Annotated in this window: 22 protein-coding genes; 15 read left to right on the top strand and 7 right to left on the bottom strand. The window is 64.4% G+C overall.

The features are described 5' to 3' along the window. Nucleotides 1-52: 52 nt before the first annotated feature. From GA615_RS04755 to GA615_RS04720, 8 genes are all read left to right on the top strand, one after another. Nucleotides 53-856, top strand: coding sequence for a hypothetical protein (locus GA615_RS04755; RefSeq protein ID WP_152050133.1), 804 nt, complete (start codon nucleotides 53-55; stop codon nucleotides 854-856). A gap of 135 nt (nucleotides 857-991) precedes the next feature. Then, nucleotides 992-1,666 (top strand): cobalamin B12-binding domain-containing protein, encoded by a 675-nt coding sequence (locus GA615_RS04750; protein WP_161602175.1) that lies wholly within the window; start codon nucleotides 992-994, stop codon nucleotides 1,664-1,666. Nucleotides 1,667-1,859: 193 nt separating this feature from the next. Beyond that, nucleotides 1,860-2,738, top strand: coding sequence for a DNA-methyltransferase (locus GA615_RS04745; RefSeq protein WP_152050131.1), 879 nt, complete (start codon nucleotides 1,860-1,862; stop codon nucleotides 2,736-2,738). Nucleotides 2,739-2,990: 252 nt separating this feature from the next. Next, on the top strand, nucleotides 2,991-3,797 hold the full coding sequence (locus GA615_RS04740; protein ID WP_161602174.1) for a DUF433 domain-containing protein: 807 nt from the start codon (nucleotides 2,991-2,993) through the stop codon (nucleotides 3,795-3,797). Between the two features lie 237 nt (nucleotides 3,798-4,034). Further along, nucleotides 4,035-7,271, top strand: coding sequence for a carbamoyl-phosphate synthase large subunit (gene carB / locus GA615_RS04735; protein WP_152050129.1), 3,237 nt, complete (start codon nucleotides 4,035-4,037; stop codon nucleotides 7,269-7,271). A 125-nt stretch (nucleotides 7,272-7,396) separates the two neighbouring features. Further along, nucleotides 7,397-7,957: a Uma2 family endonuclease gene (locus tag GA615_RS04730; RefSeq protein ID WP_152050128.1), complete on the top strand. Its 561-nt coding sequence runs from the start codon at nucleotides 7,397-7,399 to the stop codon at nucleotides 7,955-7,957. Between the two features lie 53 nt (nucleotides 7,958-8,010). Continuing rightward, complete coding sequence (locus GA615_RS04725) at nucleotides 8,011-9,063, top strand: hypothetical protein (RefSeq protein WP_152050127.1); 1,053 nt, start codon at nucleotides 8,011-8,013, stop codon at nucleotides 9,061-9,063. Nucleotides 9,064-9,091: 28 nt separating this feature from the next. Continuing rightward, nucleotides 9,092-9,673, top strand: a complete 582-nt coding sequence (locus GA615_RS04720; RefSeq protein ID WP_152050126.1) for a Maf family protein — start codon at nucleotides 9,092-9,094, stop codon at nucleotides 9,671-9,673. Between the two features lie 260 nt (nucleotides 9,674-9,933). Here the strand turns inward: GA615_RS04720 and GA615_RS04715 are convergent, their stop codons facing one another. Further along, nucleotides 9,934-10,263: a hypothetical protein gene (locus GA615_RS04715; RefSeq protein WP_152050125.1), complete on the bottom strand. Its 330-nt coding sequence runs from the start codon at nucleotides 10,261-10,263 to the stop codon at nucleotides 9,934-9,936. Between GA615_RS04715 and GA615_RS04710 the strand changes: the two genes are divergently transcribed. The 4 genes from GA615_RS04710 to GA615_RS04695 all read left to right on the top strand — a co-directional run bounded on the left by GA615_RS04710 (nucleotide 10,262) and on the right by GA615_RS04695 (nucleotide 14,310). Beyond that, a complete protein-coding gene (locus GA615_RS04710) occupies nucleotides 10,262-10,825 on the top strand; it encodes a hypothetical protein (protein ID WP_235905086.1) in 564 nt (187 codons plus the stop codon). The genes GA615_RS04715 and GA615_RS04710 overlap by 2 nt on opposite strands. A 142-nt stretch (nucleotides 10,826-10,967) precedes the next feature. Continuing rightward, nucleotides 10,968-11,846 carry a KPN_02809 family neutral zinc metallopeptidase gene (gene ypfJ, locus GA615_RS04705; protein WP_152050124.1) on the top strand — a complete coding sequence of 293 codons (879 nt, stop codon included), beginning with the start codon at nucleotides 10,968-10,970 and terminating at the stop codon, nucleotides 11,844-11,846. A 513-nt stretch (nucleotides 11,847-12,359) separates the two neighbouring features. Beyond that, complete coding sequence (locus tag GA615_RS04700) at nucleotides 12,360-12,905, top strand: CAP domain-containing protein (protein WP_161602173.1); 546 nt, start codon at nucleotides 12,360-12,362, stop codon at nucleotides 12,903-12,905. Nucleotides 12,906-13,182: 277 nt separating this feature from the next. Further along, complete coding sequence (locus GA615_RS04695; protein WP_152050122.1) at nucleotides 13,183-14,310, top strand: tagatose 1,6-diphosphate aldolase; 1,128 nt, start codon at nucleotides 13,183-13,185, stop codon at nucleotides 14,308-14,310. A 102-nt stretch (nucleotides 14,311-14,412) separates the two neighbouring features. On the opposite strand, the gene GA615_RS04690 is transcribed toward GA615_RS04695, so the two are convergent. From GA615_RS04690 to GA615_RS04675, 4 genes are all read right to left on the bottom strand, one after another. Further along, nucleotides 14,413-17,982, bottom strand: a complete 3,570-nt coding sequence (locus GA615_RS04690; RefSeq protein WP_152050121.1) for a hypothetical protein — start codon at nucleotides 17,980-17,982, stop codon at nucleotides 14,413-14,415. 161 nt (nucleotides 17,983-18,143) lie between these two features. Further along, nucleotides 18,144-19,163 (bottom strand): KpsF/GutQ family sugar-phosphate isomerase, encoded by a 1,020-nt coding sequence (locus tag GA615_RS04685; protein WP_152050120.1) that lies wholly within the window; start codon nucleotides 19,161-19,163, stop codon nucleotides 18,144-18,146. A gap of 375 nt (nucleotides 19,164-19,538) precedes the next feature. Next, a complete protein-coding gene (locus GA615_RS04680; RefSeq protein ID WP_152050119.1) occupies nucleotides 19,539-20,513 on the bottom strand; it encodes a tetratricopeptide repeat protein in 975 nt (324 codons plus the stop codon). Between the two features lie 56 nt (nucleotides 20,514-20,569). Then, on the bottom strand, nucleotides 20,570-21,856 hold the full coding sequence (locus tag GA615_RS04675) for a c-type cytochrome (protein WP_152050118.1): 1,287 nt from the start codon (nucleotides 21,854-21,856) through the stop codon (nucleotides 20,570-20,572). Nucleotides 21,857-22,014: 158 nt separating this feature from the next. On the opposite strand from GA615_RS04675, the gene GA615_RS04670 reads away from it, so the two are divergent. Next, a complete protein-coding gene (locus tag GA615_RS04670; RefSeq protein ID WP_152050117.1) occupies nucleotides 22,015-22,689 on the top strand; it encodes an endonuclease III domain-containing protein in 675 nt (224 codons plus the stop codon). 16 nt (nucleotides 22,690-22,705) lie between these two features. On the opposite strand, the gene GA615_RS04665 is transcribed toward GA615_RS04670, so the two are convergent. Beyond that, a complete protein-coding gene (locus GA615_RS04665; RefSeq protein ID WP_161602172.1) occupies nucleotides 22,706-23,536 on the bottom strand; it encodes a leucine-rich repeat domain-containing protein in 831 nt (276 codons plus the stop codon). Nucleotides 23,537-23,768: 232 nt separating this feature from the next. Between GA615_RS04665 and GA615_RS04660 the strand changes: the two genes are divergently transcribed. Both GA615_RS04660 and GA615_RS04655 read left to right on the top strand, forming a co-directional pair. Then, nucleotides 23,769-24,221 (top strand): pyridoxamine 5'-phosphate oxidase family protein, encoded by a 453-nt coding sequence (locus GA615_RS04660; RefSeq protein WP_152050115.1) that lies wholly within the window; start codon nucleotides 23,769-23,771, stop codon nucleotides 24,219-24,221. A 35-nt stretch (nucleotides 24,222-24,256) separates the two neighbouring features. After that, the gene (locus GA615_RS04655) at nucleotides 24,257-24,922 is read left to right on the top strand and encodes a metallophosphoesterase family protein (protein WP_152050114.1); all 666 of its coding nucleotides are present in this window, start codon (nucleotides 24,257-24,259) and stop codon (nucleotides 24,920-24,922) included. A gap of 226 nt (nucleotides 24,923-25,148) precedes the next feature. On the opposite strand, the gene ispH is transcribed toward GA615_RS04655, so the two are convergent. Continuing rightward, the gene (gene ispH, locus GA615_RS04650) at nucleotides 25,149-26,102 is read right to left on the bottom strand and encodes a 4-hydroxy-3-methylbut-2-enyl diphosphate reductase (RefSeq protein WP_152050113.1); all 954 of its coding nucleotides are present in this window, start codon (nucleotides 26,100-26,102) and stop codon (nucleotides 25,149-25,151) included. Nucleotides 26,103-26,184 lie beyond the last annotated feature (82 nt).

Raw genomic sequence — 26,184 nt, 5'->3', positions numbered from 1 at the left:
TTCCGCCCCGTACCGTCCCCCGGGCCGGACCCCGAATTCATCAAAAGGAACCATGGACGTCGAGCACCCATCGCTGGCCCCCCGCTACTGGCTCTGCACCGCCGGGTTCTGGATCGCCGGTGCTGCGCTCGGGCTGCTTTGCCTGAGTGCCGCCCTGATGTTGTGGATCCTCCTGACCTGGGATCAACGACTCCTCGTGCTGCTTAATCAACCGTGGTTCACCTGGACGGTTGAGTTGCCGATCACCGCCGGCGCCCTGTTCGGTTCGTACCTGCTCTGGGGCCGCTGGACCGACTCCCACTGGCAGCGCCGGGCGGGACTGCTCGTGATCCTGAACCTGTTCGACTCGATCCACTGGGGAATCTCCCAGGCCGGGATGATGGGGCTCCCGGTCGGAGCGATGGGCCACGAGTGGCTGCTGCACAACGCCGTCCTGATTTTCGGCTGGGTCGAGTTCTACCTGTTTGCCAGCCTCGCGGCCGAAGTCGCCTCGCATCTCGGCATGAAGGCCGCGCCCGATGCCGGACGCACGGCCCGGCAGTTTTCGATGGTCGGCCTGATCGTTTCACTAATCTACTTCGTTACCCAGACCCGATGGGGAGGCGGTTGGCCCCTGATCGCCGGCCCCAGGCCCAATCTGGCCGAGGCCCTGATGTACCTCGGCGTGACCTTTCTGCGGGTGATCGCCTCGCTCCAGGTGGCGACGCTCTGTCTGATTGCCGGCGTTGCGTGCCGACGAACCGCTCAGGTACTGGTGGCCGAGGAAGCGGAGCGGCTCGAATCCGCGACCTTCGACCCCTACAGCCATGCGGACTTCGATCGCAGTGGCTCACCCGACGATCGCGACGCCTGGTAAGTCATCCGGTTTCCTGCTTGATCACTCCGCACCGGCGTTTACGATAGCTTGAGACGCAGGTGTTCTTAGAATTCCAAGGGTGGAACCGCCCGGCGGCGATCGCTCCTCCCGAGGATGATGGTTGAGGGGTTCGTGATGACCAGTACGACACCAATGCCCCCTCACCTTGCCTATTTTGATCGCCTTGTGCAACTCGATCGTCCCGGGGCCATGAGCCTGGTCGAGCGTTTTCTCGTCGAACACAATGGCGATGTGGCGAGCCTCTACGACGAGGTGCTCGTCCCTGCGCTCATCCACACCGGACAGGAGTGGCAGGAAGACCGAATCAGCGTGGCCCACGAGCACTACATCAGCGAGGTGACTCGTGACCTGATTCTCCGCCACGGTCCGCGTATCTGGGCTCGTCCCGACGCCATCACCGGCACCGCCGTGGCCTGCTGCGCTCCCCATGAGCGTCACGTCCTGGGCTTGATGATGGCCTCCGACATCCTCCGGGCCGCCGGGCTTGAGGTCCACCTGCTCGGCGAGGGGGCTCCTTCTGAATCCATCCGAGACTTTGTGGCCGAGTTTCGGGCCAGTGTTCTCGCCCTTTCCGTCTCGCTGGCCGAGCACCTCGACGAGGCCGCCTGGCTCATCTCGCAGAGTCGATCGATCAGCCCATCCTTGCTGGTGATTGCGGGTGGCCGAGCCCTTTCGGGTCTCGACGATCCCTGCTCCCGAATCGGCGCTGATTTCGTGGCCTGCGATCTTCGAGCCCTTCACCGACAACTCCCCGCGTTGCTTCGCAATCGATTCGGGTCGCCCTCCTGACCGCTGACATCGACACCACCCTCATCACCCGCCCCTGATCCCGCAACGCCCAAGCCCTCAGGGAACCTCCCGGCGTGCTAGGATTTGGTCAGCATGCCGTGAGTTGCCCCATCAGATTCACGCTTTGATGACGACCTCTCTCGCCTTCTCTGGGCGGGATCGCGTTGCACCTCCGAGCCGAGAGACTGCTCCCATGCCCCGAAGCGGCCTTCCGGTCGATCAATTGCTGCACGGTGACTGCGTCGAGGCGATGGCCTCGCTCCCCGGCGAGAGCGTGGCACTGGCCTTTGCCGATCCCCCCTTCAACATCGGCTACGAGTACGATGTTTACCAGGACGCTCGCAAGGCCGACGAGTACCTCGACTGGTCGCTCCAGTGGGGCCGGCAGGTCGTTCGCCTGCTGAAGCCAACGGGCACCTTCTGGCTTGCCATCGGCGACGAGTTTGCCGCCGAATTAAAAGTCCTCTTTCACCGCGAACTGAAGCTCCACCTCCGAAGCTGGGTCATCTGGTACTACACCTTCGGCGTTCACTGCGCCCGAAAGTTCGCCCGGAGTCATGCCCATCTCTTTTATTTTGTCAAAGATCCTCGTCAGTTCACCTTTCACGACGATGCCGTCCGGGTCCCCTCGGCTCGCCAGCTGATTTACGCCGATCGCCGAGCCAATCCCAAGGGAAGGCTCCCCGACGACACCTGGATTCTCCGCCCTCAGGACGTTCCCGAAGGCTTCCAGCCTGCCTCCGACACCTGGTACGTCCCCCGAGTTTGCGGGACTTTCAAGGAACGCGCCGGCTGGCACGGCTGCCAGATGCCCGAGCAAATCCTTGGTCGAATCATCCGGGCCTGTTCCTCGGAAGCGGATCTGGTGCTCGACCCGTTCGCCGGCAGTGGGACCACCCTTGCCGCGGCTCGGAAACTCGGTCGTCGCTACCTCGGTTTCGAGCTTTCTCCCGAGTACGCCGCCCGCGCCGAAGCTCGGCTCGCGTCGATTCAGCCCGGCGACCCGCTCGAAGGCAGCGAGGAACCCTTCGTCACGCGCAAACGTGTCCGAGTCCCCGCCGACGGCCGCTGATTCTGAAAGCTTGACGTGATTTTGTAAATTTTCTTGATCGTTCCGCCTGATTTTGTGACTGGACCCTATCTTTCTTTCGATGATTAAAAGGAGCGGCGATCACCGTGAGACTCGTGCCAACCGCCCGAGCCTCGCGACGTCGGAGGGGCGCACCCACGCTCGATGACCTGCGACGCTGCAGGAACTCCCCGACGAACTCCCCGCCGATCGTTTGCAACTCCGTTCGGCACCTTCACGATTGGAACGATCATCATGGCTCGCACTCCAAAACCCCAGCGCGATTCGTCCGACGGTGACCCTCGCCCCCGGAAATCTCGGACCAGCACTCGACCCAAGACCGACCTCTCGATCTTTCTTCAGTACCCGCTCGGGTCGATGAACGACGATGCCTTCCGGGCGGTCTGTGACCAGATCCGAACGCTCCTGGCTCCCCGAACCGACCTGGAACACCGCGGCATCGACATCATTCTCTGGACGTTCGAGCGTGTTCGAAAAGCCTACGCCGCCCTCGATCAAGGCGTTCCCGGCGCGAACCAGTATCTCAAGACCATGCTCACCTCGTTCCGAGAGCGTCAGAAAACCTTCGACTTGCTCCGGAAAATCATCGATTCCGACCCGGAAAACCCCACCTTGGCGTCAATTCTCCTCCCCGAGGCTCCGCCGAATCCTCCCGTTCCGGTTGCTTCGGCTCCGCCGCAATCCACGAAGCCCGAGCCCGAGCCGGTCCTCCCCTCCGAAGACCCCATCGACGACGGCAAGGACGATGAGGTCGACGAGATCGAGGCCGCCGCGCGCGACTGGCGGAGCCGCGTTGCCATGGTTCCGTCGTTCGATGCCCGATGGCCGGTCCTGGATCAGTTCAACCTCCGCGTCGATGACATCCTCTCCATGCGTGATCACGGTGTTCCCGAGGATGAAATTCTCGATCGCCACCCCGGCCTGACCTACACCGACCTGGCCTGCTGCTACTCGTGCGAGGCCGACGGCTACCGAGGTCCCCTCGAACCCCCCTACCCCGACGATATCACCCTCGTTGAGGACGACCCCGAGGCCGACTGACCCGTTCTCGCCGCCGATTCCCTGTTCCCGGCATCACTTCGGCGGCGAGATCTTGCTCATCCCTGGTGGCGAACCTTGTCGGTGGGCCGGTCTTCCGGCTAGAATCAGGCGATTTTCGGGCCGCGGCTCCTCGATCGAGCGGGATCGAAACGAGGTGCCGCGGCCCGATGCGCGCCGCCTGTCCGTTCGTCCCCACGCCGCGTCCCTCCCGAAGCGAAGCGAAGCGAGTCACCGCCCGTGCCCAAGCGCAAGGACATCGAGAAGATCCTCATCATCGGCGCTGGTCCGATCGTCATCGGCCAGGCTTGTGAGTTCGACTACTCCGGCTCCCAGGCCTGCAAGGCCCTCCGCGAGGAAGGCTACGAGGTCGTCCTCGCCAATTCCAATCCGGCCACGATCATGACCGACCCCGGCATGGCCGACCGGACCTACATCGAGCCGATCGTCCCTGAGGTCGTCGAACGGATCATCGCCAAGGAGCGTCCCGACGCCGTCCTGCCCACCCTCGGCGGCCAAACGGGTTTGAACGTCGGCCTCGCCCTGGCCGAGTCCGGCGCCCTCGATCGCCTCGGCTGCCGCCTCATCGGTGCTGACGCCGACGCCATCCGCAAGGCCGAGGACCGCGAGCTGTTCAAGCAGTGCATGGACGAGATCGGCCTCGAATCGGCCCGATCCGGCGTCGCCCACTCGCTCGACGAGGCCCGGGCCATCCGAGACGAGGTCGGCCTCCCCTGCGTCCTTCGCCCCAGCTTCACCCTCGGCGGCTCTGGAGGCGGCATCGCCTTCAACAAGGACGAGTTCGACCGCATGGTCACCTATGCGCTCGAACTGAGCCCCGTTCACACCGTCCTGATCGAGGAGAGCATCCTCGGCTGGAAGGAATACGAAATGGAGGTCATGCGAGACTGCGCCGACAACGCCGTCATCGTCTGCTCCATCGAGAACTTCGACCCGATGGGGGTCCACACCGGCGACTCGATCACCGTCGCCCCCGCTCAGACCCTTACCGACAAGGAATACCAGCGGATGCGCGATGCCTCCATCGCCATCCTTCGCAAGATCGGCGTCGAAACCGGCGGCTCGAACGTTCAGTTCGCCATCAATCCCAAAGATGGCCGCATGATCGTCATCGAGATGAATCCCCGCGTCAGCCGCTCCAGTGCCCTGGCATCGAAGGCCACCGGCTTCCCGATCGCCAAGATCGCCGCCAAGCTCGCCGTCGGCTTCCGGCTCGACGAGATCCGCAACGACATCACCCGAGAAACACCCGCCTGTTTCGAGCCGACGATCGACTACGTCGTCACCAAGATCCCCCGCTGGGCCTTCGAGAAATTCCCCGACGCCGATCCCGTCCTCACCACCCAGATGAAGTCGGTCGGCGAGGTCATGGCCATCGGCCGGACCTTCAAGGAATCGCTCCAGAAAGCCCTCCGAGGTCTGGAAGTGGGCCGCTTCGGGCTCGGCTGCGACCCGAAAGACCGCTGGTATTCCGGCGATCGCCCATCCGAGGACGACATCACCGCGAAGCTCGCCACGCCGAACTCCGAACGCATCTGGTCCATCCGCGACGCGATGCTCTCCGGCATGTCGATCGATCGCATTCACGCCCTGACCCAGATCGACCCCTGGTTCCTGGAAAACATCGCCGAACTTGTCGAGATCGAGGGGAAACTCCGCCAGGCCGGTTCGCTCGACGCCGCGTCCGACGACCTGATCCGCGAGGCCAAACGCTCCGGCTTCTCCGACAAGCAACTCGGCCACCTCTGGAACGCCTCCGAGGTCGAGGTCCGACGCGACCGCAAGCAGCGCGGCATCAACGCCGTCTTCAAACTCGTCGATACCTGTGCCGCAGAGTTCGAAGCCTATACCCCGTATTACTATTCGACCTACGAAGACGAGGACGAGTCCCGCGTCGGCGACAAGCCCCGCATCATGATCCTCGGCGGCGGCCCGAACCGGATCGGCCAGGGCATTGAGTTCGACTACTGCTGCTGCCAGGCCGCCTTCGCCCTCCGCGACGACGGCTTCGAGGTCGTCATGGTCAACTCCAATCCCGAGACCGTCAGTACCGACTACGACACCTCCGACCGCCTCTTTTTCGAGCCGCTCACGGTCGAGGACGTCCTCAACATCGTCGATCGCGTCCAGCCGACCGGCGTCATCGTCCAGTTCGGTGGCCAGACCCCGTTGAACCTTGCCAAGGCCCTCGAAGCCGCCGGCGTGCCGATCGTCGGCACCAGCCCCGATCGCATCGACCAGGCCGAAGACCGCGACCGCTTCCGCACCGTCATCGAGCAACTCGGCCTCCGTCAGCCCCCCAACGACACCGCCACCAGCGAGGATCAGGCCCGCCGCATCGCCGCTCAGATCGGCTACCCCGTCGTCGTCCGTCCCAGCTTCGTGCTCGGCGGCCGAGCGATGGAGATCGTCTACGACGAACCGAGCCTCGACCGCTACATGGCCCACGCCGTCGAGGCCAGCCCCGATCACCCCGTCCTCATCGACAAGTTCCTCGAAGACGCCACCGAGGTCGATGTCGACGCCATTTGCGACGGTGAGCGAACCCTCGTCGGCGGCGTGATGGAGCACATCGAGGAGGCCGGGATTCACTCCGGCGACTCCGCTTGCGCCATCCCCCCCTACAGCCTCCCCGCCAAGGTCGTCGCCGAACTCAAGCGCCAAACCTACGCCCTGGCCGAGGCCCTCGAAGTCCGCGGCCTCATGAACATCCAGTTCGCCGTCAAGGATGGGGAGGTCTACGTCCTTGAGGTCAATCCCCGCGCCAGCCGCACCGTCCCCTTCGTCTCCAAGGCAACCGGCCTGAACCTCGCCCAGGCTGCCGCTCGGGTGATGGTCGGCAAGACGCTGGGCGAGCAGGGCATCACGACCGAGCCCGAGCCGACCTTCGTTTCGGTCAAGGAATCCGTCTTCCCCTTCATCAAGTTCCCCGGCGTCGATATCGTTCTCGGGCCCGAGATGCGCTCGACCGGCGAGGTCATGGGGATCGACCACGACTTCCCCTCCGCCTTCGCCAAGAGCCAGCTCGCCGCCTCGACCCGCTTGCCCCGCGAGGGGACCATCTTCGTCTCCGTCGCCCAGCGCGACCGTCCCGGGGTCGTCCCGATCGCCCGCAAGCTGATCGAGCTGGGCTTCGACCTCATGTCCACCCCCGGCACCGGCGGGTTCCTGGCCGACAATGGCATCGCCGTCACCACCGTCCGCAAGATCCAGGAAGGCCGACCCAACATTCTCGACCACCTGGCCAACAACGCCATCGCCCTGATTGTCAACACGCCCAGCGGCAAGGGTGCCCGCACCGACGAGGGGCGCATCCGCGCCTCTGCCGTCTCCCACGGCGTCCCCTGCATCACCACCCTCGCCGGCGCCCGCGCCGCCGTGGCCGCCCTGGAACGCCTCCGCGGCGACGAGCTGGACGTTTACGCGATCCAGGATCTGTTGCGTTTGAATCAGTGAGCATGCTCTCCGGTCAATTGCGTTTCTGTCGTTTGGGTGACTTGACTGAAGTGAAGTCAAGTCACCCGAATCGCAGAGAAATATGAGGCTTCCTGAACCCCTCGATCCGACGGAGGCAACCACCGATGATCCCGACTGCGGCTTCCATCGAAGACCTCCACGCTATCGAGGGTCGTGCCGAGTTGATCGGCGGGCGGATTGTCCACCTCCCGATGTTCGGAGTCCTTCCGGCCCGGGTCGTCGGACGGCTTGCTCTGTCCCTCGACCACCATGCCGAACAGACCGGCCGCGGCGAGATGCTCACTTCAACGGTTGCCTATGCCGTCCCCGTCCTTCGGTCTGGCCGTCAATCGTTCTGTGCCGCTGTTTCCTTTCACGACGGCGCCCCACCGATCAATCCGATGAACTTCATCGACGGCCCTCCGACCTTCGCGGTCGAGGTCCGTACCCTGGGCGAATTCGGCCCTGACGCCGACCGCTCCTACGCCGCCAAGCGCACCGATTACTTCGAAGCCGGCACGCTCGTCGTCTGGGACGTTGACCCCATCGACGAGGTGATTCGCTCCTACCGCCACGATCACCCCGAAGCTCCCATCGTCTTCACCCGAGGCCAGATTGCCGACGCTGAACCCGCCGTCCCCGGCTGGCGTCTGGAGGTCGATTCCGTCTTCCCTCCTCGGCCCTAGCGAACGCTCGTTCGCGTCGGGAAGGAAGCTCGACCCGTATTCGGGGGTCCCTGATGCCGCCTTCCCTCGCCACCTTTCACGAACAGCGGCATCGCCGCTTCGGCCGATCAAACCCAGAGCGCATGCACCTGGAACTCTGGGAGTGGATCGTCCGCGAGCGGATCGACCCCGTCGAACTCCGTCAGCACTATGGCCTCGATGCTTATCCCGACGACGGTCCCGACTGGTGCCCGGGTGATCTTGGCCAGCCCCGCATCGAATTGCCCGACGGCCGAATCCTTCGCGTCGCTGGCGAACACGAAGATTTCTACGATCCCGATTTCTGCATTTATAACCACGTCCTCGTCCAGACCCCCGACGACAGGATCGAGATCTACGGCTACCCCCGCGAGGTCTTCCCGCCGACCGACTTCCACACCGCCACCCTCGTTGGCGATCGGCTCATCCTCATCGGCAACATGGGATACCCCGAGGATCGCCGCCCCGGCACGACCCCTGTCTTCACCCTCGATCTCCAGACCTACCGCATCGACCCCGTCTCCACTCACGGTGAGGCTCCCGGCTGGATCTCCTCTCATTCGGCAACGCTCGACGCCCAACGATCAGGCATCACCGTCTCCGGCGGTCGGGTCTGGGTCGATCCGGAACCGCAAGGCATGCTCAAGCGTATGGTCGATCGCCTCCGACGTGTTCCGCAGTCGCAAGGCATTCTCAAACGCTCGGTTGATGAGTTCCGTCTCGACCTCACCACCGGCCTTTGGCAGCGCCTGACCGACCGGAGCGACTGGCGCGAATTCGAAATCGAGGTCCCGGAGCGGGTGATTGTCCCTTTCGAAAAAATCCTTTTCTCAAACCTCGATCAAACCCTCCTTCCCTCTCGAATGCAGTTGACGCAGATCCCACTCCCAGAGGACGAACATGTCCTGTCGAGACGATTTCTGATCGAGGGGATTGCCGTTCAGACCTCCTGGGAGCTTGACTCAGTTCAGGTCCTGATTGAAGGTTCGCTCCCTCAAAACACGCTCACGCAACTTCTGAACGATCTGCGCCAAAACCTGATCAACACCTCCGAACTCTCCTCCTGGTCGGTGAGGGAAGTCCGTTGACCACTCCCCCTCAAATCGAGCCAAGCCGATGGACCTGATTCTCGCCAGCACGTCCCCGTACCGTCGCGCCCTGCTCGAACGCCTGGGACTGCCCTTCCGCTGCCGGGCGCCTGGGGTCGATGAAGACGCGCTCAAGCATCAGGGGCTCTCCCCTCGCGAACTGGCCGATCGGCTTGCGGTTGCCAAGGCCGACGCCGTCGCCCGGCTCGAATCGAATCCTGCCGCAATCGTCATTGGCTCCGATCAACTCGTCGCCTTCGAAGGGCAGGTCCTGGGCAAGCCGGGATCGGTCGAACGAGCCGTGGAGCAACTCCTTGCCCTCTCCGGACGCGATCACGAGCTGATCACCGCAATGGCCGTGATCCAGGGTTCGCGCGTCATTCAGCATACGGATGTGGCTCGCCTTCACGTCCGCTCCCTCAGCCGAGCCGAGATCGAACGCTACGTCCTGGCCGACCAGCCGATCGACTGCGCCGGGGCCTACAAGATTGAATCGCGGGGAATTGCCCTGTTCGAGCAAATCGTCTGCGCCGATCATTCGGCGATCACCGGACTCCCCTTGATGGCGCTGACGACCATCCTCCGTGACCTCGGCGTTCCCATCCCTTGATTCCCTCGCTCCTGCTGCACCTTTTTGCGCTGTACGCCGGGATATTCGATACAAAACCTCCGTTGCACGCTTGTCACCCGGACTGGTGCTCAGTACACTGATGCCGGATGTTCAGGTTGTTCCGGTTGCGCGAGCATGCCGGATTCCGCCTCAACGGCTCGTTGTGATGGACACCGCACGGAGGGACAACGATGTCGAGTCTTCTCGCCCCTCAATGGCCGCGATCTTCGGCACCGCAACCAAACCGATCACCTCACCCTTCACTCCGGGAAGTCTGCCTCATCGGATCGGCCCGAACGGCCGAGCGGACCAGACTCCCTGCCCCCTCGGTCGACGGGCCGGTTCCCCATCTCGGTCGCCTCTACCGCATTGCCGAGGCTCAGAACTCGCAGCCCCGCGACGCGCGGCACTACCTCCATCTGGTCCCAATCGCCACCGGACCGACGCAGCCCTGATTCGGACGGATCGACTCCGGGGTTTCCCGGTGCGCCGAGGATCGTTCGAACCACAATCTCTCCGGGTGCCTTCAGCCGACTGTGTGTGGTCGTCGCCCCTTCGAACCCGAGGGACGACTGGAGCGGTTCGGTCATGCCCTTGCCCGTCCAGCATCCTCCACCGCCCACCGACGACCGGCCTCGCCGGATCGTCCTCGATGCGCCTGCGTTCAAGGCGGTCGAACTTGCCCAGCGCGGCCGGATGATCCTTGATGTGGCCGAGGCCGATCTCGCCGCCTCCGAATCCTTCCTCGGCCCTTTCCACGACACCACCTGGTTCTTTCGCCGCGCCCTGTCCGATGCCCGCAACTCCTGGGACCGCCTCCGGGCTCGTTACGGGCTTCCTTTGCTCGAAGCCGCCCTCGACGAACCCCCGGCGACGGTTCTGACACTCGGGCGATCCGCAACCCCGGATGCCGTGCTCGTCGTCATCGGCGGCACGACCTATGCCTTGCATCGCCAGCCCCCCGCCGTCGATGCCCCCCGCATCTGGCGATTGACCCGCATCCCCCTCTCGGACGACGGCCCCTTTCATGCCTGCCGGCTCGCCGACGGCTCGACCCAATGCGATTGCGCCCACTGGATTTACGAAATCGCCGACCGCTCCGACACCTTTTGCAAGCACCTCGCCGCGCTCGATGCCCTCGGCTGGCTGTGATCCCCGCCTCCACCCAAGCAGCATCTTCGCCACACTCCTTGCCAACGCCCACCCCGTTCGCCTAATCTCATCGCATCGGGATCACCCGGCCCGTCGATCGAGACTCGACAGCCCGGAGAGATCCTTCTTGAGGACTCTCACCATGCGCTGGGAAGGCAGACGACAAAGCGACAACATCGAAGACCGCCGAGGCGTTCCCACCCGCGGCCTGGCCATCGGCGGCGGGCTCGGCTCTCTGGTACTCATCCTCGTGATGCTCGCCCTGGGCGTTGATCCCCAGGCGCTGCTCCAGGACGTGCCCGCCGGTGCCGGTGGTGTCGGCCCCGGCGCGGCCAGGGCTCCGGACAATCCCCCCGAGAACGATCCTCAGGCCGAATTCGTCTCCGTGGTCCTGGCCGATACCGAGGATGTCTGGAACGAGCTGTTCCCCTCCTCCTTCGGCCAGCGTTACGAACCACCGACGCTGGTCCTCTTTCAGGGGGCCGTTCAGACCGACGGATGCGGGTTTGCCGGTGCCGCCGTGGGACCGTTCTACTGCCCTCTCGACGAGAAAGCCTATCTCGACCTGGGATTCTTCGACGAACTGAGTAACCGCTTCGGTGCCCAGGGCGATTTCGCCCGAGCCTACGTCATCGCCCACGAAATCGGCCATCATGTCCAGAATCTCCTCGGCATTTCCGACGAGGTCCGCCGCCTTCAGGAATCCGCCCGCACCGAGGAGGAAGCCAACAGTCTCTCCGTCCGCCTGGAACTCCAGGCCGACTTCCTCGCCGGTGTCTGGGCTCATCATGCCGACCGCATGAACCAGATTCTCGAACCCGGCGATCTCGAAGAAGCCCTCCGCGCCGCGAACGCCATCGGCGACGATACCCTGCAGCGTCGAGGCCAGGGCCAGGTCGTCCCCGACTCCTTCACGCACGGCACCTCCGCGCAGCGCGTCCGATGGTTCCGTCAAGGCTTTCAGACGGGCGATGTCGATCAACTCGACGAATTCTTTTCAACCGCCTACGATCGGCTCTGAGCGATCTCACCGATTCCGACGACCCCCTCGCCGCCCATCGGCACGGACGCCGAATCCCTCACCTCGATGACTTGAGCACCAATCGCCCCGTTTCTTCCCCTCCGTCGTTTTGCCCGATCTTCCCGTCACCGATGGCAGAAACGCCCCGCGTTGTAGCATTTTCCCTGAACTTGCTTGTAAATCTGTCGAGAGGCCCTGCTCACCTCGGTGAAACACCCCCCTTGCAATCGCTCCAATCCGAACAACCCTGCGCGGAAATCCCCATCTCACAGAAAGTTTCGTCAATCAGGGGAGTTTGGCGCAGCGCTTGCCTTGTCTTCCCAGCACCCCCAAGACACACACCTTGACTGATCGCAAGAGTCGAACGATTCGTCGGCACTTGCCCCTCTTGCAGACTCCTCACCAGCCAGCCGGTTCGCAGGCCGCGTCCGAGCGATGCCCGCGCGGGTTGACGTTCCCCGTGCGCCCTCGGCAGGGCCAGAACCCGATTCGATCACAGAGAGACCTGGAGCCATGATCAAGACGACCAGAACCATCGCGGCCGCCCTGATCCTCACCCTCGCCCCCGGATTGTCGACCCGTGTGTTCGCCACAGAACGCCCCGAAACCTTCGTGCCGCTCCGGGATGATGCCCTTGGCCACGCGGTCCTCGACATCTTCCCGAACTTCGACGTGCTGACCGAACCCGAACCCGAGCCTCAGCCCGCACCCGACCCCTCCGCCCAGTACCCCGCCGAGCAGGCTTACGGCGACCCGTACGGCTTTGCCGCCATCATCAATAACTACCGAGCCTCGGCCGGACTGCCTCCCCTCGCGTACGATCCGAATCTCGCCGCCTGGGCCTCTCAGAACAACGCCGCGCAGTGCTCAAGAGGCCTTGGCCACCACATCATGGCCAACTTTTTCCAGAACTGCGGCTACAACCAGACTTCGGTCCTCGACATCGCCATCAGCTGGATGAACTCTCCCGGTCATGCCCAGAACATGCTGGCCCCCTCGGCCACCCGGTTCGGCATCGCGTACGGTCCTGGCCCGTACTGGACCATGAACCTGCAATAATCCTTACGACCTGACCTCCGATGCCCGATCGCCCCGGACCGGCGTCTCCTCCGCCGTCGGTCCGGGGCGTTTCGCGCGCCGATCGACCCGAGCCAACGTCGCTTGAACCTCGGTATCGCCGGATGCTAGACTCGCTGCCGATCCGGCCGCCCGGCCGATACGGAACGACTGCGCGCCGACCGGGGCAATCGTTGGCTCCCGCTGCCGCTCGATCGATCTCCGATCCCTCCCTCGACCGTTTCCTCTGGTCCTCTTGCTTCTCAGGAGAACGTTTACCATGTCCGTCGCCGCCAGCACCCCGAGCAAACTCGGCGCCACTGTCCTGCTCGGCCGGGGGCTCACGCCCGGCAAGCTTCGGGGTCTGCAACGCATCAGCAACCCCAACGGCACGCTGACGATGGTTGCCTTCGACCAGAACAGCTCCATGATCGACCTCGCCAAGAAGGGCCTGAAGGCCAAGGGCGAGGACCGCGACCCGACTTACGAAGAGATCGTCGAGGCCAAGCTCGACATGGTCCGCCACATGGCCCCCAAGGCCTCCGGCATCCTCATCGACGCTTACTACGGCGCCTGGCCCGCCATCGCCACCGGCGCCGTGCCCCCCGACCGCGGCCTGATCGTCCGCGTCGAGAAGTCCGGCGGCCCGAAGAACAAGCGCGGCGGCCCGCTCGGCTCGATCGAGCCCGGCCTCTCGGTCGAGAAGATCAAGCTCATGGGCGTCGATGTCGTCAAGCTGCTCGCCCCCTTCGAGCCGACCGAGCTCGACAGCGGCCAGCACCAGTTCGACTTCATCCAGAAGATCTACGAGGACTGCCGCAAGTTCGACATCCTCATGCTGCTTGAGCCGGTCGCCTTCCCCCTCGACGGCGAGAAGAAGACCGACACCAGCTTCCTCAACCGCAAGGCCGAAACCGTCATCGAGTCCGCCCGCCAGCTTTCCCGCTGGTGCGACGTCTACAAGGCCGAGTTCCCGGGCACCCTCGGCCACGAGTCCGAGGAACAGCTCCGCGACAACCTGCTCGCCCTCTCCGAGTGCAGCCAGACCCCCTGGGTTCTCCTCTCGGCCGGTGTTGACTACGCCGACTACGTCACCCAGGTCAAGATGGCCATGGACTGCGGCGCCTCGGGCATCCTCGGCGGTCGGGCCTTCTGGAAGGAATACTTCCAGGAAGAAGGGGCCGAGGCTCGCTCTCGCTTTGCCGCCGAGACCGGTGCCAAGCGGGTTGCCGAGGTTGACGCCATCGTCCGCGAGAGCGGCGCTCCCTGGTTCGCCAAGTACGGGCTGACCCAGGACGACTTCCTCAACATCCGGGCCGCCGAGGGCTGGCACTTCCGCTACGCCCCTGGCGCCGAGTCGGCCGTCGGAAGCTCCGGCCACGTCGTCCGCGCGGGCGAGGTCTACTGACCCGTCTTCAATCGGAATCGCAAGACCGTTTGACGCAACCGGCTCCGGTGCCTCGTCGCACCGGAGCCGGTTGGAGTTTCCAGGTAAGCCAGTCGCTGCCGCTCAGTTCCCGGTGAATCCTTGCCGTTCCATGTCGCTCCGACTCGGCAGGCGGGGCTTCGGTCGTTCCGGCTCCGACTCCTTCTTCTCCTTCGGCGGATTCACGGCGCCGATGCGGTAGCCCGTATCGGGACGGAAGAAGATGCCCGACCCCGGATCAAGCAGCTCGCTCTCATCCGTGTTCGTATTGTAGCGCAGGGCCCGGGCGGTCGTCCGGCTGGTCGGCTGCCCGAACGATCCCTGGCTGGCGATCGTCACCGGAGCCGAGGCGCTTCCCCTGACGAAGAAGTTTGCCGTGTTCGAGTCGTAGGTGATCGTATCCCCCAGCAGGGTCTTGCCGTCGGCCCTCGCCTGCGCCGCTCCAAACGCTTTCAGGAAGTTGCGATCGGGAATGCCCGGCACCGCCGGGTTATGCTCGACGTAAATCGTATCCCCTTCCAGCATCACCGCGTCTGAAGGGGGCCGGTCGAACTCCAAATCGTCCTGGTACTGCTTGACCGCGGCCCGAATCACGCGAGCATCACCTCGGAATTCGGCCACACGGTAGCCACCGCCGACCGTCCCCAGCTGCCCCTCAACCCCCTCGTTGAACTCGATCTTCGTCTTCGTCAACCGCATGGGGCGGGGCGAATTGGCATCAGCCACCGCCGGATCGTCCCTGTTCTGAGCCCCGGTCGGGATCAACCGTCTGGCCGAGTTCCCCGATCCCGACGGTCCCCCTTCGAGCGTCGCCACCGAGACGCTTCCCGCTCCGTCCATCCAGAACCGATCGGCCTGGCGGTCAAACGTGACCGACTCCCCCTTCGACTGCCGAAGCTCTCGGATCAACTCCCGATTCTCAGCATCCCGAACCAGGTTCCAGAGCTCGACCTGCCCGTTGCCGATGATCGACGCAATTTCCAGCTCGGGCTCGCCTGATTCCGTCGCCTCGGTTGGCTTCGAACCCGGCAAGGCCCGGTCAAACGACACAGGGCGATCAAACACCGCTTCCATTTCCTGCGAGGCCGACCCCGCGTCGCCGTTCCTCGCCTTCACATCCCCCAGGAACAACGCTCGGGCCGGACCGGGAGAGCCGTCGGGCTCGGCAAACTGACCGTGGAAGAACATCGCCTCCTGCCAGGTCACGATCAACGGCTCGCGATTCTTCGCCGGGGCTTCGTCCTGATTGTCCGAGGCAAGTTCCAGGCGTCCCATGCTCGAACGATCCGACAGGTTCCAGAGCCGACCCGGCCCCTGAATGAAGGCGTAGTCATGCGACTGATCCACCCCGACCACCACCTTCCCGTCGGCCTTCGGATCGGGGAAGCCCTGAATGAACACGTCGTCCGAGGCGATCGTCACCGGACGGTTCTCGCCATGAGCGAACAGCTTCATGCGGCCCGGCCCGACGTTCTGCAGGTCGATGCCGAAATCCGCATCAACATGAAAACCGGCCTGCTTCCCGGGCGCGGGGTCCTGATGGATGACGACGTTGTGCCGGAATCGCGCCTCGCGGACCTCTCGGGTCCCTCCCGAGCCTCCCGTCAGGTCGATCCCCGGTCCATTCCCGGTCACCTCGATCCGAGCCCAGACCAGATCCGCCTCGGCCGAGAACGGCGGCGACGGCGGTTCCTCGGTACCAGTCTCTGCAACGCCCGATCGACTCGCGACCGCCGAATCGGCCGAAGCCTCCGGCCCTGGGGGCGCCTCCTGGACCTGTGACGCGAACCTCGCCCTGGGAGCAGATTGCCCCGTTCCACCGGCCATGACATCGGTCACGGGCGCGACTGCATCCAGGTAGGTGAACACCACGTCCAGCTTCTCTCGGGCGTTCAATTCCCGCCTCGGCTTGCGATCGCCGGCCACCACCATTCCGGCCGGTCCTGCCGAGCCTTCGGGTGTGACCAGATGCACGTCACCCACGGCCGAGATCCATTCCATCTGGTACGACCGGCCCTTCGGCTCGCCGTTCGAGCCCTGCGCGAGTTCCGGCCCGCCCCCCTGCGGCTTGAGGCTCACCACTACCTTGTCCCGGCAGGCCAGGGTCAACTGGCTCGGGTCGTTCAAGATCGGCCACCCTTGCAGGGTGATGAAAGTTCGAGGCACCTCGTCCTCGGCGTTGGCCGGGGCCAGCGAGGTCTCGATCACCATCTCATTCCGAGCGGTGGCGGAACGCTCGACCGGGCCATCCCGCCGCGATCGCATCTCCAGCAAGACCGGCCCCCGGGTGATGACCGTTGATCGCCCCTGATTCTCCGGGTCGCCGTGCAAGGTCGCGTCGGCCGCCAGCACGGTCACGTACGAGGTCGGATTCCCCTGCTCATCCACCTCCATCCGCTCAAACTCAATCTGCTGGCCTGGGTCGGCCCGGAAGTACGACACATCGGGAATGCCGCTCCCCGGCTTCCGGTAGATCATCTCGTTGCCTCGAAGTCGCAGGCGTTCCGATTGCGACTCCAGCCAGACCACATGACCATCGACCCGAGCTTCCAGCAGCCGCAAGGCCCCCGAGCCCGTCTCCTCGGTCGCCGCCGCCGCCGGGTCCCCTTCGGCCACGACTGGGGCATCCACGGGGCCCGATGCCGGCGAGTCTCCCGGAACGAGAATGGCGTAGAGATGATCACCCGTAATGCGGTCGGGTTGGTCCACCCCGCGCTCGATCACCACGTTCGTCGAGAACTCCGCGATCGTCGGCGCCGGCGGTGCCGGAGGCCCCACCCGAGCCGGCATCCGCGGTTTCGGCAACTGGAGTCGCATCGAACCGCTGGTCAACTTCCCCGGAGTCTTCGGAGCTTCGACCGCTTCGGCCGACACCACCTGCTGTTCGGGTAACGCGTTGCCGGGAACAAATCCCGAGCTGCCGATATCTTCCGACGTAATTTCGACCCCGTGGTTGAGCGTTACCACCTCTGCGCCGGGGAATCCGCCCGAACCTTCCGAGGGCCGCAACGAGATCACCAACCCCTTGCCGCGCACCGTGACGTCGCCATCCACCAGTTGCACCTGATCATCACAGCGCAACTGCATTTGCTTCTCGAAGTACTCGGCGTACGGCAGCGTCACCACCATGTCGTCTTGCGGATCAGGGGTTCCCTTGTCATCCAGAATCAAGACGTGCTCATCAATCCCCTCAACCTTCAAGTGGACGACGTTCGGCTTCGGCCCGCCCCCCATGAAGCTGAAGGGCTGATCGAAGTCGATCACGGCGCGGTCGCCCGTCAACAGCTTGGTGCTGCCGTCCTTGTTCGATTCCCAGATGACAGCAAAGGGTGCCAGCACAATCCGCTTGCGGTCCTGCTCGTCGGGAAATTCCAGCGTACTCCAGTACATCCAGTAGCGACGATCATTGTTGTAATACTTGGTCACATCACTGACATTCCCAGTGGTCCAGTGATGTTCGCCAAAGTTGCGCACCGCCAGATCCGTCGCCTGCTGCGCGCCGAGCGACGCCGAGGGCCTCAGGTCAAACCGAGCCTTCGCCCTGGGGATCACCGGCTGGACCCGCGCGGAAAGGATCGCAAACCCGTGCTCGTAGCCGAAATATCCGGCCATCAGCAGAGCAAACGTGATCACGGTTCGAACGATTCGGGTCATGATGTCGGTCCGCATTCGGTCTGCAATGCGCTTCGGCCCCCGGGTGTGCCGACGCGAACCCATGACTCAACGTGAAGGCACCGCCACCACCGAAGCGACTTCGGACGGCACCCCCGGAACTGGCACTGGGTCAGGACGGACGGCTCCGGCATCCGGCGGCCTCACGGTTCGAGGTCGTCGGCCTCCAGGCCGATCAGGTCGGTGATGTCCACCAGTCCCACCAGCCGCCGTTCCGCATCGACGACCGGCAACTCGCTCAATTTCCGAGAACGCAGCAACTCGACCGCCTCGGCAATGGTCGCATCGACCGACACCACCACCGGATCGGCCGTCATCACCTCACGGATCTCCCGGTCGAGCCAATGCTCTCGCCTCAGCTCAAAGAGCCGGGCTAGATCGCTGTCGGTGAAAATGCCAAGCAATCCCCCCGCCTCATCCACCACCAGCACCGCCCCGCTCCGTCTCCGAGCTCCGCCCAGCCGCACGAAGACCGCTCGAACCGATTCGCCCGGCCGAGCCGTCCGAACGTGCGGGCCGGTCCTCATCAGGTCGGCAACCCGGCTCAGCTTGCGCCCCAGGCTGCCGCCGGGATGGTAGCGGAGAAAGTCGTCCGGACCGAAGGACCGCATCCGGCTGACCAGCAGCGCGAGTGCGTCTCCCACGGCCATCATTGCGGTCGTGCTGGCCGACGGGGCCAGACCGAGCGGGCACGCCTCGGCAATCGATCCGAGTGTGATGCAGAGGTCGGCCCCTCGCCCCAGGGTACTGGTCGGACTCGCGGTCAGGGCGATCAGCCCCGCCCCGAGCTGCCGGATCGAAGGGATCAACCGGGTCACTTCCTCCGTCTCGCCACTCTGCGAGAGCGCGAGCACGAGGTCGCCCGATCGAATGCGCCCCAGGTCGCCGTGCACGGCATCGCCGGGATGCAAGGGGAATGCCGTCGTTCCGGTCGAGGCCAGCGTGGCGGCCAGCTTTTGGCCCACCAGGCCCGCCTTGCCCATGCCCGTTACCACGACATTGCCCCGGCATCGAAAGATCCGATCGGCCGCCTCGACGAGGACCTCGTCGAGCTGATCGCAGACGCGATCAATCGCCTCGGATTCGAGGCGCAGCACATCGCGGGCGAAGGCCAGGGCATCGCTGGGCGGTGCCAGCGTCGTCGCGTCCAGAGCGGTGGCCATCCGGTGCCTCCTTGCACGCCGATGGACCGGAGAGGTGATTGAGGTCCCCGGCTCCGGGCGAGCCTCGGGATCATCGGCTCGCCATCGGCCTGTCGGATCGGGATCGGCACCATAGCCCATCACCCTACCCCCGTCAACGCGACTCGGTCAGTCCTCCTGCTTCCTCGTGTTGCATCGACTCGCGCCCCGGCTCAACTTGCGTCCCTTCTTCGAGAACCGACTGGTTGAAGCAACGATCCACGACCATGCTCGCGATGCGGCATCCCCTCCAGGCAATCGTGCCATCGCACTTCGCTCGTGTCGTTCCGGCCGTCGGGCTCGGCTCCGACCACTCCGCGATTCGGCCGCGGGCGGTCTGGTCAGGCGATTCGAGCGTTACCGGCCCCGTCCCACCCACATCGGGTTATCCCGGTTCAGGAGGGTTTCAGAGAACGCAAGCCAGTTCTCCCCGTCGTCCTCCGAAACCTGGGAAACCATCATGACCCCTCCTCGGGAGTTCTGCTCCAGAACGACTTTGAGCGGCTGGACCTGGCCGCTGCGGTGAATCAAGGTGCCGCTCAGCACCAGCGAATCCCCTTCCCGCTGACCCCGGAGCTTCTGTATCCGTCCCTGGTTATCCACCCGATCCAGGCACCAGAGCCCATCGGTCGGGTCGAAGTAGAGCATCCCTCGCCCCGAATGACCGGCGTACTCGCTCCATTGTTCCTGATAGACATGCCCGCCCTCGACGCGCTGCAGGCTCAGGTGCCCGCGCGGCCTGCCACTCTCCGGATCTCGGGCAATCCAGTAACCCGTCCAGAAATCGAGTTCTCCCTTCCCCTCGGGGGGGGGCCCCATGCGATTCAGGAGCCGAGCGAACCGATCCGAACCCCGCAGGGATTCCAGGTCCCCTTCCTGTTCACTCCACGAGCGATCTCGGTAGCCGAATCGGACCGCCTCCTCCAGCGCCGCCAGCGCCTCATCGGTTCGACCCAGTTGAGCTAGGGCGCAGCCGATCTTGAATTGCGAGGTCGCGCGGTTTTCCTCGAACCCGGCGGCCTTGTCGTGCAGTTCCAGCGCCTCCTCGTACCGACCCAGTTCGTGCGTCGCGTGAGCCAGGCGGGCCCAGGCCTGACCGTTGCCCGGCTGCTGATGAACGACTGAGCGATAAATCGAAGCGGCTCGCGTGTAATCCCCTTGATAAAACGCTTGCTCGGCTTGCGTTGCCAGGTCTTCCACCGTGGCGATGACGGTCGCGTCGGCCCCCACCTCGCGCTCGATGTTCGAGGCATCGATGCCGGCCTGGGAACTGAGCAGCCACCAGACCGCCACGCCCCCGACCACTCCGATCGTCAGAACGATAAACCGCATGGCCTCTCCCTTCCTCGTTGACCGAGCATGTCCCGCCGGGTGATCCCCCGGTGGCCTCACTCTCCTCGACGCGCCGCCAGATACGCGAGCAAATCCCGAAGATCTTGCTGTCCAAGGGCCCCCGCCAGACCGACCGGCATGATCGAGGTCGAGACCGGCTGGATCTCCTCAATCTCCGAACGGCTCAGGTCCACTTCCTCCGCGTCCGCTCCCACCACCCGAAGCCGATCCAGCCCCTCGGCCCGCACCACTCCCACCAGAACCCGACCGTCTCGCATCGCCACGGTATACGGCAGATAGTCCGGAGCAATCACCGCGCTTGGTGCTTCGATCTCTCGATAAATTTCCGCCGTCGAGAACCGTTTGCCGATGTCCGACAGATCCGGCCCGACCTGCCCTCCCCGATCACCCACGCGGTGGCAATCGGCGCATTTCCCTTGTTCACCGAAAAAGACCGTTTCCCCTCGGCTCGGGTCTCCCCCCGCCAGATTCTCCGGAAGGCTCGGCAACTCGCTGGGGGCTGCGATCGGCGCCGGTGCCCACGGAAGGATCTGATCCGACCGGCCGATCGGCCTTGGCGCGTCGTCCCCGTCGGCCAGAACCTGGACGGTCAACTCTGGCAATCGTCCGTCCCAGTCCGGGCCGGTGGGCACAGTCAGGAACAGCTCAACCGGCTCTCCGAAGGGATCGACGACCTGCTCAGCCCGGTGGTTGGCATCCACCTCAAGCGGAACGTACATCAGCTCGGCCTCAAAGGGCCGATCGGCCTGGATCACCACCGTCGTTTCCCCGTCGGGCATTGCCAGCAAGGTCCGCAAGGTGAGCGATCCCGCACGGCTCATCCGCCCGAACGCTTCCTCATGCTCGACCGACGCCGCCAGCCGACTTCGGGCAGCCTCTAGATCCAGCTCCGGCAGCCATCCCGTCCACTCGGAGTCTGACCGCGTCTCGGGTGTCCAGATGGCCTCGACTCCGGTCAGGTCGTAGGCAATGCTTCCCAGCCCTTCCGGCAGTTCGACCCGATAGGTCGCCTCGGCCGGGTGCGGATCGGTCAGCAAGATCAGCGTGCGCCCCTCATCCGCCAGCGATACTCCGGCAATGCGCACCTGACCCAGCGGATTCTCCCCCTCCTGCTCCGAGTCCATCCCCCCCGACTGGTACGGGATCTGTCGACCCTCGATTCCCGAAAGGCTCGACGCCGCGACCGGCTCGGGAGACACGATTCTCACTTCCAGCGGCCCGGCGGGCCAGGCGATCGATTCCGAACGCTCGGCGCGGTCTGTCGGTTCGTCGATCATCGGCCCGAAGCCCACGCAGCACACCAAAGCAGCAAGCCATCGCATGAAGGGTCGTCTCGGTCGAGGTTCGTGAAGGATCAGTGCGTCAATGTTCAAGGTTCCATTATCATAGCCTCGCGGCAATCGAGCCTACAATCCGGCCCCGACTGCTCCTCTCACCGACCACGCACCGCTGATTGCACTCTTGAAATCGAGATCCCCGCATGGATGACCCGTCCTCCGAGCCCTTTGACATCGACGAGGTATTCCGTCGTCTCCGCCGCGCCGTGGCCCCGTTTCCGAAAGCCGCGATGTTCGATCTGCGCGAGCAAGGGTTCGACTCCCCCTTCGAGCAACTCGTCGGCGCCTTGATCTCCGTCCGCACCCGAGATGAGACGACCCTCGTCGCCTGCCTTCGCCTCTTTGCCGAGGCCCGCACCCCCGAGCAGTTGCTGGCCCTCGACGACGCTCGACTCGTCGAGCTGCTTCAGGGGGTCGGCTTTCGGGAGGTCAAGGCCCGCGACCTCAAGGAAATCGCCCGTCGTATTCTTCAGGAGCATCAGGGGAAGGTTCCCGACACCCTTGAAGGACTCACCGCCTTCCGAGGCGTCGGCCCGAAGATCGCCGCGCTGACTCTCGCCACCGGGTTCGGCCAACCGGCTATTTGCGTGGACATCCATGTGCATCGCATTACGAATCGATGGGGCTATGTCGCCACCCGGACCCCCGAGAAGACCGCCGAGGCTCTCGCCCAGGTCCTTCCGAAACGCTACTGGATCGAGATCAACGAGCGCCTCGTCCCCTTCGGCAAGTTCCTCTGCACCGCGGGCCGACCAAAATGCTCGGCCTGCCCGCTGCGTTCCATGTGCCGCCAGGTCGGGGTCGAGGCGTCTCGCTGATCCCACCGGTCGGGGCTCAGCCCTGGTGGACCCGAACCCCTGCCTCTTTCAACTGGGCCACCTGTTCCTCGGGAACCTCCAGCCCTCCGAGGTACAGTTCCAGATACGGCGCGAACCGTTTCGATCCCTCCGCATCCGTCTTCGCCCAGCCGATCAACGGCTCAAGGCTGCTGATCGGGTTCCCTTCCAGGAACAGCATTCTCACATCCGTCTGCGAGGTCAACGGCGCCAGATTCTCGATCTGATTTCCCCTCAAATCCAGCGTCGAGACTCGCGTGACCTTCTCCAGCGGCGCCAGATCCGCGATCGCATTGCCATCAAGATACAGCGACGACAGCTTCGTCAGCTCCGCAAGCGCCCCGATCTCCTTGATCTCATTCTCCGAGAGATAAAGCGATCGCAGGTTCACCAGGCCCGCCAATGGCTCGATCGATTCCACTGCATTGTTGCTCAATTCCAGATATTGCAGCTTCTCCAATCCCTTGAGCGCTTCGATTGACGTGATCTCATTCTCCGACAGGTCGAGCGATTGCAGGTTCGCCAGCCCGCTCAGGGGGGCAAGGTCGGTCACCGCGTTGTTCTTCAGGTTGATCAACGCCAGATTCGGGCAGCGATCCAGCCCGGTCAGATCGGCGATCTCGCGGTCGGGGGCTTCCAGAATGTAAAGATTCCGTAGCGTCTCATCGGTCAATTCCGCATCCGGTCCCTGCTTCAGGGCCTTGCGGACGGCGGCATCCAGGTTCGCATCGGGAAACGGCCCCTCGGCATCGGCTCGTTCGGCAACGGCCAGAGACAGGGTCAAGGCGGCCATCAGCGGCGCGAGGACGGTCGCGGCGCATCGGCTCATGGTCGTGTTCCTCCGAGAGCAGAGCGGTTCGGTCCGGATCGAATCCACCAGACCGCCGGGGCGGCCGATCATCCCACCCGGATGACCCCGACCCCCCGGATACCCTCTAAGCTGCCGTCGATCCCTCGTCCAATCAAGGGGCCTTCGACGTGATTCTCAGGGCCGATCGGGTACACTGGATGCTCCCGAACCCCGTCGATTCGCCTCTTCGCCCCCCGTTCGGAGTCGCGTCATGTCTCGTCCCGCCCCCGAGCCGATCGACCCCGATCGCCTGCCCGAGCTGGCCCAGGCGGTCATGCTGGCCGCGAAGTTTCCCATGCTCGCCACCCTCGATGGCAACCAACCCCGGCTCCGGCCCGTCTCTCCGGTCCGGACCGACGGCTTCACGGTCTACGTCGCCAACCTCCGCGACTATCACAAGACCGCCGAAATCGCCGCCAACCCCCACGTCGAGCTTTGCTATCTCGACCCCCGCCACGATCAGGTCCGCATCACCGGCGTGGCCGAGGTCCTCGACGACCGCCCCCTGCTCGAACAGATCTGGAACGAAAACCCGCTGCTCCGCAACTACCTCGGCTCGATCGACAACCCCGCTCTGATCATCTACCGCATCCGACCCGACCGCGTTCGCTTCATGCGCGAATGGGCCCTCGATTACCACGAGGTTCCCTTCGACCACGCCTGAGACTCCCCCGACTCCCTTTGCGAAACTCCTGCTCCATGCCCCAGCTCGGCCTGATCTCCGACATCCACGGCGACCCCATCGCCCTCGAACTGGCCTGGGCGCACCTGACCCTCCTGGGAGCCGATTCGATCGTCTGCGCCGGCGACCTCGTCGGCTACGGCCCGTTCCCCGATCGCGTCGTCGCCTTCCTCCACGAGCACCAGATTCCCTCCGTCCGAGGCAATCACGACCGCTGGGCCATCGAGCGCCCTCCTCACGAGCCCGATGAATTCGGCGGTGGCTCTCCGTCTCCCGAAACCCGAGTCTTGCTCGACCGCCTGGAGCCCAGCCTCGTTTTCGATCGCTCCGGGCGCGTCATTGTCGTCGTCCACGGCTCCCCTCGTGGAGACATGGACTTCATCACCCCCAGAACTCACCCCCCGTCGATCCTCGACGGCTATCTTTCCTCGCTGGATGCCGACATCATCATCCACGGCCATACCCATCAGCCCATGTGCTACCGATCGGCCCAAAAGCTCATCGTCAACCCCGGCTCGCTCGTCTCGATGCCCGTGGTCAAGACCTCGCGCACCTTTGCCCTGCTCGACCTCGACTCCCTCGATGTCCGATTCTTCGATGTCGAGTCCGGCCAGCCCGTGGCCGTCGAGCCCTGGCCAGGATCGGAGGAACCACCCACCGCTCCCTCTCGGTTCACCTCGTAACCGCCCCGAAACCCCGAGCCAGCGCAGGACAGAACCCGGGAACCGGTCCCCCGCTGGGTGGCCCCGGTTGCTCGCCAACCGGGGCGGCGCAGCCGCAAGAGGCTCCGGGAGGCCGCACCGAGACCGCTCGTCGCTCCGCGACCCCGATTGACGAGCAACCGGGGCCACCCAAGGCAAAGAGGCAACGCATCATTTGAGAGGGGAAGGTCGAGTACGCTGGGTTCACTCAGCGAACGACTTTCAAGGCCGATTCCGGCAGTAGTTGCCGCAGGGTCTTCGGCAACGGGAAGGTCACGTCCTCGTCCCGGATCGTTTCCTCGGTCATCGTCGCCCCGTAGCGGTCTTGCAGGTAGGTGATGCACTCCTGCACGACGTCTTCCGGAGCGCTCGCCCCGGCGGTGATCAGGACGGTCTCGACCCCCTCGAACCAATCGTCCTGGATCTCGGCCGCGCCGTCGATCAGGTGGCCGGGCACCCCCATCGTCGTCGAAATCTCCGCCAACCGCAGGCTATTCGAGCTGTTCTGGCTGCCAAGTACCAGCACCAGATCCGCCTTCGAGGCCAGTTTCCGCACCGCGTCCTGGCGGTTCTGGGTCGCGTAGCAGATGTCGTCTTTCGGAGGATTGGCGATCTGAGGAAACTTCTTCCGCAGGGCGCTGATGATCACGTTCGCGTCATCGACACTCAGGGTCGTCTGCGTCAGGTACGCGATCTTTTCCGGGTTGATGTCGAGCTTCTCCACATCCTCGACCGACTCCACCAGAATCATCTGCTCGGGGGCTTCCCCCATCGTGCCGATGACCTCGTCGTGCCCTTCGTGGCCGATCAGGACGATTGTGTAGCCGAGCTTCGCGTACTTCACCGCCTCCAGATGCACCTTCGTCACCAGGGGGCAGGTCGCGTCGATCGCCCGCAAGTTCCTCGCCTGCGATTCCTGCCGAATCTGCGGCGAAACGCCATGCGCGCTGTACAGGACCGGTGAGCCTTCGGGAACCTCTGCCAGCGTCTCCACAAACACCACGCCGCGGTCCTTGAACCGCTCGACCACATGCTTGTTGTGCACAATCTCGTGGTAGACGTACAGCGGTGCCCCGAACAGGTCCAGGGATCGCTCCAGGCTCTCGATGGCCATGTTCACGCCCGCGCAGAATCCGCGGGGATTGGCCAGGATGATCTTCATCGCGGCGCGTACCTCTCTCGCTCGGGTCCGGAAAAGCTCCGCCCTTTACTCTATGCCGAAACCCTTCGCCTGGAAAGACTGC

This window comes from Tautonia marina (assembly GCF_009177065.1).
Lineage (GTDB): Bacteria > Planctomycetota > Planctomycetia > Isosphaerales > Isosphaeraceae > Tautonia > Tautonia marina.
The sequence above is the reverse complement of the archived record's forward strand: the minus strand, read 5'-3'. Positions and strand labels throughout refer to the sequence as shown.

Coding starts and splice junctions, on each gene's coding strand:
- GA615_RS04755 (WP_152050133.1), top strand. CDS start 53: ATGGACGTCGAGCACCCATCGCTGGCCCCCCGCTACTGGCTCTGCACC.
- GA615_RS04750 (WP_161602175.1), top strand. CDS start 992: ATGACCAGTACGACACCAATGCCCCCTCACCTTGCCTATTTTGATCGC.
- GA615_RS04745 (WP_152050131.1), top strand. CDS start 1,860: ATGCCCCGAAGCGGCCTTCCGGTCGATCAATTGCTGCACGGTGACTGC.
- GA615_RS04740 (WP_161602174.1), top strand. CDS start 2,991: ATGGCTCGCACTCCAAAACCCCAGCGCGATTCGTCCGACGGTGACCCT.
- GA615_RS04730 (WP_152050128.1), top strand. CDS start 7,397: ATGATCCCGACTGCGGCTTCCATCGAAGACCTCCACGCTATCGAGGGT.
- GA615_RS04725 (WP_152050127.1), top strand. CDS start 8,011: ATGCCGCCTTCCCTCGCCACCTTTCACGAACAGCGGCATCGCCGCTTC.
- GA615_RS04720 (WP_152050126.1), top strand. CDS start 9,092: ATGGACCTGATTCTCGCCAGCACGTCCCCGTACCGTCGCGCCCTGCTC.
- GA615_RS04710 (WP_235905086.1), top strand. CDS start 10,262: ATGCCCTTGCCCGTCCAGCATCCTCCACCGCCCACCGACGACCGGCCT.
- GA615_RS04715 (WP_152050125.1), bottom strand. CDS start 10,263: ATGACCGAACCGCTCCAGTCGTCCCTCGGGTTCGAAGGGGCGACGACC.
- ypfJ (WP_152050124.1), top strand. CDS start 10,968: ATGCGCTGGGAAGGCAGACGACAAAGCGACAACATCGAAGACCGCCGA.
- GA615_RS04700 (WP_161602173.1), top strand. CDS start 12,360: ATGATCAAGACGACCAGAACCATCGCGGCCGCCCTGATCCTCACCCTC.
- GA615_RS04695 (WP_152050122.1), top strand. CDS start 13,183: ATGTCCGTCGCCGCCAGCACCCCGAGCAAACTCGGCGCCACTGTCCTG.
- GA615_RS04690 (WP_152050121.1), bottom strand. CDS start 17,982: ATGACCCGAATCGTTCGAACCGTGATCACGTTTGCTCTGCTGATGGCC.
- GA615_RS04685 (WP_152050120.1), bottom strand. CDS start 19,163: ATGGCCACCGCTCTGGACGCGACGACGCTGGCACCGCCCAGCGATGCC.
- GA615_RS04680 (WP_152050119.1), bottom strand. CDS start 20,513: ATGCGGTTTATCGTTCTGACGATCGGAGTGGTCGGGGGCGTGGCGGTC.
- GA615_RS04675 (WP_152050118.1), bottom strand. CDS start 21,856: ATGCGATGGCTTGCTGCTTTGGTGTGCTGCGTGGGCTTCGGGCCGATG.
- GA615_RS04670 (WP_152050117.1), top strand. CDS start 22,015: ATGGATGACCCGTCCTCCGAGCCCTTTGACATCGACGAGGTATTCCGT.
- GA615_RS04665 (WP_161602172.1), bottom strand. CDS start 23,536: ATGAGCCGATGCGCCGCGACCGTCCTCGCGCCGCTGATGGCCGCCTTG.
- GA615_RS04660 (WP_152050115.1), top strand. CDS start 23,769: ATGTCTCGTCCCGCCCCCGAGCCGATCGACCCCGATCGCCTGCCCGAG.
- GA615_RS04655 (WP_152050114.1), top strand. CDS start 24,257: ATGCCCCAGCTCGGCCTGATCTCCGACATCCACGGCGACCCCATCGCC.
- ispH (WP_152050113.1), bottom strand. CDS start 26,102: ATGAAGATCATCCTGGCCAATCCCCGCGGATTCTGCGCGGGCGTGAAC.